The organism is Nonomuraea sp. NPDC049695 (assembly GCF_040674955.1).
Classification (GTDB): Bacteria; Actinomycetota; Actinomycetes; order Streptosporangiales; family Streptosporangiaceae; genus Nonomuraea; species Nonomuraea helvata.
This window is the reverse complement of sequence record NZ_JBFANV010000114.1, coordinates 22,686-29,200: the sequence shown is the minus strand read 5'-3', so window position 1 is coordinate 29,200 and position 6,515 is coordinate 22,686. Positions and strand designations below refer to the sequence as shown.

At 69.5% G+C, this 6,515-nt stretch carries 7 protein-coding genes and 1 pseudogene; 6 read left to right on the top strand and 2 right to left on the bottom strand.

Annotation, left to right across the window (positions count from 1 at the left end):
* The 6 genes and pseudogenes from AB0J64_RS50270 to AB0J64_RS50245 form a co-directional block, all read left to right on the top strand.
* Positions 1–390 (top strand): annotated as a pseudogene (locus AB0J64_RS50270) (hypothetical protein); the annotation flags it as partial.
* 106 nt (positions 391–496) lie between these two features.
* Positions 497–1,621, top strand: a complete 1,125-nt coding sequence (locus AB0J64_RS50265; protein WP_364044175.1) for a glycosyltransferase family 4 protein — start codon at positions 497–499, stop codon at positions 1,619–1,621.
* A 181-nt stretch (positions 1,622–1,802) separates the two neighbouring features.
* Positions 1,803–2,786 (top strand): TerC family protein, encoded by a 984-nt coding sequence (locus tag AB0J64_RS50260; protein ID WP_364044173.1) that lies wholly within the window; start codon positions 1,803–1,805, stop codon positions 2,784–2,786.
* Between the two features lie 108 nt (positions 2,787–2,894).
* Positions 2,895–3,536, top strand: a complete 642-nt coding sequence (locus AB0J64_RS50255; protein ID WP_364044170.1) for a phosphatidylserine decarboxylase — start codon at positions 2,895–2,897, stop codon at positions 3,534–3,536.
* On the top strand, positions 3,523–4,350 hold the full coding sequence (pssA, locus tag AB0J64_RS50250) for a CDP-diacylglycerol--serine O-phosphatidyltransferase (RefSeq protein WP_344995070.1): 828 nt from the start codon (positions 3,523–3,525) through the stop codon (positions 4,348–4,350). Before AB0J64_RS50255 ends, pssA begins: the two co-directional genes overlap by 14 nt.
* Before the next feature lie 36 nt (positions 4,351–4,386).
* The gene (locus AB0J64_RS50245) at positions 4,387–4,656 is read left to right on the top strand and encodes a hypothetical protein (RefSeq protein ID WP_344995073.1); all 270 of its coding nucleotides are present in this window, start codon (positions 4,387–4,389) and stop codon (positions 4,654–4,656) included.
* A 229-nt stretch (positions 4,657–4,885) separates the two neighbouring features.
* Here AB0J64_RS50245 and AB0J64_RS50240 read toward each other — a convergent pair whose 3' ends face one another.
* Both AB0J64_RS50240 and AB0J64_RS50235 read right to left on the bottom strand, forming a co-directional pair.
* Entirely contained in the window at positions 4,886–5,542 is a 657-nt protein-coding gene (locus AB0J64_RS50240; RefSeq protein WP_364044165.1) for an MBL fold metallo-hydrolase, read from the bottom strand.
* Positions 5,539–6,333, bottom strand: a complete 795-nt coding sequence (locus AB0J64_RS50235) for a maleylpyruvate isomerase family mycothiol-dependent enzyme (RefSeq protein ID WP_364044162.1) — start codon at positions 6,331–6,333, stop codon at positions 5,539–5,541. Before AB0J64_RS50235 ends, AB0J64_RS50240 begins: the two co-directional genes overlap by 4 nt.
* Between the last annotated feature and the right edge of the window lie 182 nt (positions 6,334–6,515).

Here is a 6,515-nt window from a genome sequence, read left to right as displayed (position 1 = left end):
GTGTTCGCGCTGGCGCTGCCCGATGGATGGCGGATCGGGGGGATGGCGCTCGGCATGAGCGTCGGGATGAGTGTGGGCGGGGTGCTGCTGCTCGGCTCGGTGGTCCGCGCCCGGGGGAGCGGGGCCGTTGCGGGGCTGCCCCGGGCAGTCGGGGCGGCGCTTGGCGGTGGTCTGCTGGGGTACCTGGCGGGGGCCGGCGTCGTGGGGCTGCTGGGGGCGAGTGGCATCTGGCCGAACGTGGGGGCCGCCGTGCTGGCCGCCGTCGTGGCGCTGGTGGTGGGCATGGCGGTCGTGGCCGTCGTGGATCGGGCCGATGCCGCCACCGTGGCGGGGCTCGTACGGCGGGGCGGAGCCGCGACGGGGCCGAGCGAGCGTGACGGGGCGGAGTGAGCGCGGCGGGGCGGAGTGAGCGTGGCGGGGCCGAGTAGGTAAGTGCGGGTGGGTTTCGGGCTGGAGACCACGTAAAGACGGGTTGGAGACCACGTTAGGAGCGGTTGTGCGGGTGGCTTTCGTGCTGGGCACCACGTCCGGGGGCACCGGGCGGTATGTCCTGATGCTGGTCGAAGGGCTGGTGCGGCGGGGGCACCAGGTGGCCGTCATCGGGCCGCGCAGTGTCGAGGAGAAGTTCTCCTACGCCCGTGCGGGGGCCCGTTTCGTGGAGGTGGCCGTGTCGGACCGGCCCCACCCGGTGAACGACCTGCGCGCGGTCCTGGCCGTCAGGCGGCTGACCCGGGACGCCGACGTCGTGCACGCTCACGGGCTGAGGGCCGGGGCGCTGGCCGCGCTCGCGAAGCTGGGCCGGCGAGGCGGGGACGGCCGGCTTCGTGAGGGGATGGGCCGAGGTGGGGCGCGGCTGGTCGTCACTCTGCACAACGCGCTGACCGCCGGTGGGTTCGTCGGGCTCGTCTACGGGGTGCTGGAGCGGATCGTGGCCCGGGGGGCCGATCACGTGCTCGTGGTCTCCCCGGACCTCGGTGAGGGCATGTCCCGGCTCGGCGCCCGCGACGTGCGGGCCGCCGTGGTGCCCGCGCCCGCGCCCGGGCCGGCGAAACGCACGCCGCGGGAGGTCAGGGACGAGCTGGGCGCGGGCGAGCGCCCCGTGTTCCTGACGCTCGCCCGGCTGGCCCAGCAGAAGGGTCTCGAGACGCTGCTCGACGTCGCCGCCGGGCCGTGGCCGTCCGGCGAGCCGCTGTTCGTGATCGCGGGCGACGGGCCGCTGCGCGAGGAGCTGCGGCGCAGGATCGACGACGAGAAGCTGCCCGTGCTGCTGCTGGGACACCGGACGGACGTGCCCGACCTGCTCGGGGCCGCCCTCGCCCTGCTGATGCCGAGCCGCTGGGAGGGCCAGCCGCTCACCCTGCGCGAGGCGCTCATGTCCGGAACGCCGGCAATTGCCTACAAAGTAGGCGGGATTCCAGAAATTCTGGGGGATGCCGGGGTTCTGGTTCCGTACGGGGATGTCGAGGGGTTGCGCAGAGCCGTACGTGAGCTGATCGCAACGCCGGGACCTGCGGAAACGCTGGCAGTGGCGGCGGAGCGGCGGGGGCGGGAGATGCCCGGCGCCGACGACGCCGTGGAGGACGTGCTCGCCGTGTACGGGGCTCAAGGTCGGGAGGGATGATTAGGCCGGGTGGGGGCGTTCTTATATAGTGCCTGGGTTAGGGAGGGGAGTATCCCTTCGCGACAGCCTCGTCATCACGGTGCAGCCCCACTCCACGGGGCCCCCGGGGCTGCCGGTCCGCGGTTGAAAGCGGGCGGGAGAGACCTCCGGCAATGAGTCGTGCATGCCGGAGGCTTGAGACGTGACTGTACCCATGTGGGCCTGGATCGCCGTGATCGGCGGTCTTCTCGTGGTGCTCGCCATTGACCTGTGGATCGTCGACCGTGGAGAAGCCCGAGAGTTCTCCATGCGGCAGGCCGGATACTGGGTCACGTTCTACGTCGCCCTCGCCGCGGTGTTCGGTGCGATTCTGTGGGCCACGTTCGGAGGCGGCAAGGCCGGAGAGTTCTTCGCCGGCTACATCACCGAATACAGCCTGAGCGTCGACAACCTCTTCATCTTCTTCATCATCATGAGCAGGTTCGCCGTGCCACGGGCGTACCAGCACAAGGTGCTGCTCGTCGGCATCCTGCTCGCCCTCGTGATGCGCGGTATCTTCATCGCGCTCGGGGCGGCGGCGCTGCAGCGCTTCAGTTGGCTCTTCTACCTGTTCGGCGCCTTCCTCGTCTACACCGCGATCAACCTCGTCCGCCAGCACCTCAAGGGCGAGGAAGAGGAGTTCAACGAGAACATCCTGCTGAGGTGGGTGCGCAGGGCCTTCCCCACCACCGAGGGGTACGTCGGCTCCAAGGTCACCGTCAAGATCGACGGCAGGCGCATGGTGACCCCGATGCTCATCGTGATGATCGCGATCGGGAGCACCGACCTGCTGTTCGCGCTCGACTCGATTCCCGCCATCTTCGGGCTCACCAAGGACCCCTTCATCGTCTTCACGGCCAACGCGTTCGCCCTGATGGGGCTGCGTCAGCTCTACTTCCTGCTGGGCGGTCTGCTCCAACGACTGGTCTACATCAGCTATGGTTTGGCGTTCATCCTCGGGTTCATCGGGGTTAAGCTGATATTGGAGGCGTTGCACGCCAGCCATGTCTCCTGGGCGCCCGAAATCCCCATCTGGGTGTCGCTCACGGTCATCGGTGTCACCATGGTCGTCACCACCGTGGCCAGCCTGGTCAAAGCGCGGATCGACGCGCGCCAGGAGGAGGAGCCGCACCCGGAGCAGGTCTAGCGAAAAGGACTTCGAGGCGCTTTGCTTGTGTAGTTGCGCCGTGTCATAGTTGCTTGTTCTGTAACATCACGGCAAAGCGCCCAATTCAGTCTCCACCAAAGGTTGTACGTGTCAGACGATTCTGCCAAGTCGAGCCGCGTCAGGCTCGCACGCGGGGTCTCCCCGTGGCTCATCCCGACGGCGGCCGCGGCGGCCGCAACCGCGCTGCTGACGCGCAAGGACCGGCGATGGGCGCTCGCGGCGGCGCCGCTGAGCGCGCTCACCGGGGGCATGCTCTGGTTCTTCCGTGACCCCGACCGCACGCCGGGCGAGGGACGCATCCTGTCGCCCGCCGACGGGGTGGTGCAGAGCATCGACCCGTGGCCGGACGGCCGCACCAGGGTCGCGATCTTCATGAGCCCCCTGAACGTACATGTCAACCGTGCCCCTCTTGCGGGAAATGTCGCCTCCGTGCAGCATGTGGCAGGTGGGTTCCTGCCGGCGTTCAACAAGGACAGCGACCAGAACGAGCGCGTGGTGTGGCATTTCGAGACCGCGCTGGGTGACATTGAGATGGTGCAGATCGCTGGCGCGGTCGCGCGCAGGATCGTGCCGTACGTGAGCACTGGTGCGAAGGTCGCGCAGGCCGAGCGGATCGGTCTCATCAGGTTCGGTTCGCGCGTCGACATCTACCTTCCCGAAGGGATATCTCCCGCGGTGTCCGTGGGTGACAAGACGGTTGCGGGGGTGACCAGAATTGACCGCGGCTGACGCCGGCAGTTGGCAGGTGGATGAGGAGGAAGAACCTCGGGGTCCGGTCGGCAAGGCGTTCCGCCTGTCTGCCGCGGACTCGCTCTCGCTGGGCAACGCGGTCTGCGGGTTCCTGGCCGTGTGCGTCCTGGCCTACTCCGCGATCCAGCAGCTCCAGGGCGGTCATCGCTTCACGCCCGATCCGAGCTACTTCGCCACCGCCATCGTGCTGCTGCTCATCGGCGCGACGTGCGACCTGTTCGACGGCCTCGTCGCGCGGCGCTTCCGGGCCTCCGCGATGGGCGCCGAGCTCGACAACCTGGCCGACGTCATCAGCTTCGGGTTCGCGCCCGCGTTCATGGTCGTGATCTGGGGCGGGTTCACCGATCAGGTGCCGTTCATGATGGTGGTCGCCGCGGCGGCGGCCGTGCTGGTGGCCGGGGTCGTGCGCCTGGCCAGGTTCGCCTGCGTCAAGACCAAGAGCGGTGACTTCATGGGCCTGCCCATCCCCATGGGCGCCATGACCGTGATCTCCATCGTGCTGCTGTTCCAGCCGAGCGTCTGGTCCCTGCTCGCCGTGCTGGGCGTGGCCTGGCTGATGGTCAGCCGGATCGAGTACCCCAAGCCGAAGGGCCAGCTCGCGGCGGGCGTCCTGGGGTGGATCATGGTGAACGTGGCGTTCCTGACCGTCTGGGTGGCCTGGCCGGAGGGCGGCGACCTGCCGATCAAGATCGGCGCGAGTATGCAGATCGCGCTGGTGGCGGCGATCCCGCTGCGCATGCTGGTCTACAAGCGGGAGCAGCGCCGCGAAGCGGCCACGCGCATCAGCAACTGACGCGATTTTTCGTCTTACTTCGGCTTTGATAGAGCCATGTCGGCCACGCCGCGCGAGCACACGCGCACGTACTATCTCGGCAAGCTGGCCACGGAGCTGGAGCAGCGCGGGCTGACGGCCACGTTGCGGTCCTACCCGCCCGCGTTGCGCATCAGCGATCCCGAGACGGTGATGCTGGCGGAGACGATCGACTGCGTGCCGATGCCGGAGGGGTGGTTCTACCGGTGGTCGTGGGGCGAACTCGTCGGCATCGCCGACGACCCGGCCCTCGCCGCCGACCGCATCCTCCACGTCCTGCGCCGCTGATCCGTGTCCGTGGTCGCGTCGGTAAAACCCTCCCATGTTGTACGGCTGCGCCCGGTGGGCCGCGCGCCCATCAGATCGTCCCTCTTGTACGGCTGCGCACGGCGGGCCGCACGCGCCGACGTCCCTGGCCGTCTGTCATGGCCGGTCGTGAAGGCTCACGGGCCGGTCGCCGTGACGACGCGCATTCTGGGCCGGCTCCGTGGCCGGCTTGACCCTGGAGCACGGCGGGTCACCAGCCGCGGGCCTTCCATTCCGGCAGCGCGGGACGTTCGACGCCCAGCGTGGTGTCCTTGCCGTGGCCCGGATACACCCACGTCTCGTCCGGGAGGCGGTCGAAGACGCGTTCGACCACGTCGTTGTAGAGCTGTGTGAAGCGCTCCGAGTCCTTCCACGTGTTGCCCACGCCGCCCGGGAACAGCGAGTCTCCCGTGAACAGGTGATGGCCCGCCTCACCGCCGTCGTACAGCAGGGCGATCGAGCCGGGTGTGTGGCCGCGCAGGTGGATCACCTCGAGCGTGACCGCGCCGAAGTCGATCGTGTCGCCGTGCTCGACCGTGCGGTCCACCCGTACCGGGAGGGCGGGCGCGTCGAGCGGGTGGGCGATCGCGTCGGCGCCGGTCACCTTGCTCACCTGCTCCAGGGCCTGCCAGTGGTCACCGTGCTGATGCGTGGTGACGATCGAGCGCACCGGCTGGTCGGCGACCAGAGCGAGCAGGCGGTCGGCGTCGGCGGCCGCGTCGATCAGCAGCCCTTCGCCGGTCTCGGTGCAGCGCAGCAGATAGGCGTTGTTGTCGTACGGGCCGACGGCGAGCTTGCAGATCGTGAGCGCGGGCAGCTCGCGCACGTCGGCGGGACCGCCGACCTGGACGTCACCTGTGTAGGTCATGGGTAGTCCTCTGGGGGCGTCGCGGGCAGATCAGCGGGGGCCGGCATCGTCAGCCACGGCGGCGGCTCTGGAAGGACGGCGCCACCGGGCATGCACGGCTGCCCCACGGGCACCAGCGTAACGCCCTCGCCACGTGATCTTCCGGTCAGCCAGGCCAGCATGTCGGCGGGCGCGCCCTCGACCGCGGGGCCGGGACCGAGGTCCGGCCAGCTCTCGATGGCCTGGCCGGACGCGTTCTTGAGCACGATCGCGCTCACCGTGCTACGGGCGTGCGGCCAGCACGCGCGGCAGTCGTGAAGTTCGCGCAGGACGAACGGCTCCGGCCAGTCCCGTGGGCCGTATCCGGCGGCCAGGTCCACGTGGTGGAGGCCGACCTCGCGCAGGCGACGTACCAGGAGATACCAGGCGGGGTGGGCGGGCGGCCGCATGCCCTCCACCGGCGCGGACCAGCGCTCGCGCGGCAGGTCGCGGACCGCGGCGGTCAGGCGGGCGGCGCTGTCCTCCAGGTCGGCCAGGTGCCGGGCGGCTGACCGGGCGGCGGCGGCTTCGATGGCGGCGGCCCTGGCCTCGGGGGAGGCGTACTGGGGGATCTTGACCCCGGTCCTCGCCCAGGTGAGGAGGTTGATGTGGGAGTCGGCGTTCTGGGCGAGGTGGGCGAGCACATGGCCCCTGGTCCAGCCGGGCAGAAGGGAGGGGGCGGCGAGGTCGGCGTCGGACAGGGACCCGGCCGTGGCCAGCAGCTGGTCGGTGGCCGTGGCCAGCTCGGCCTGCAGCGCGGGTAGGACGGTCATATCTGGATATTTCATCATTTAGGACGCCTGCCCTGGGGTCCGGCATAAAGCCGCTGGTCAGCTGGTTGAATGCAGAAGGGCTCCTGGCGGGGTGGGAGATGGCCGTAGTCTGTGTAGGACGGATTTTCGGGGGTCGGGCAACGGTCCGCCGAAATTGTCAGTGCCCCCGTCTACCATCCCCG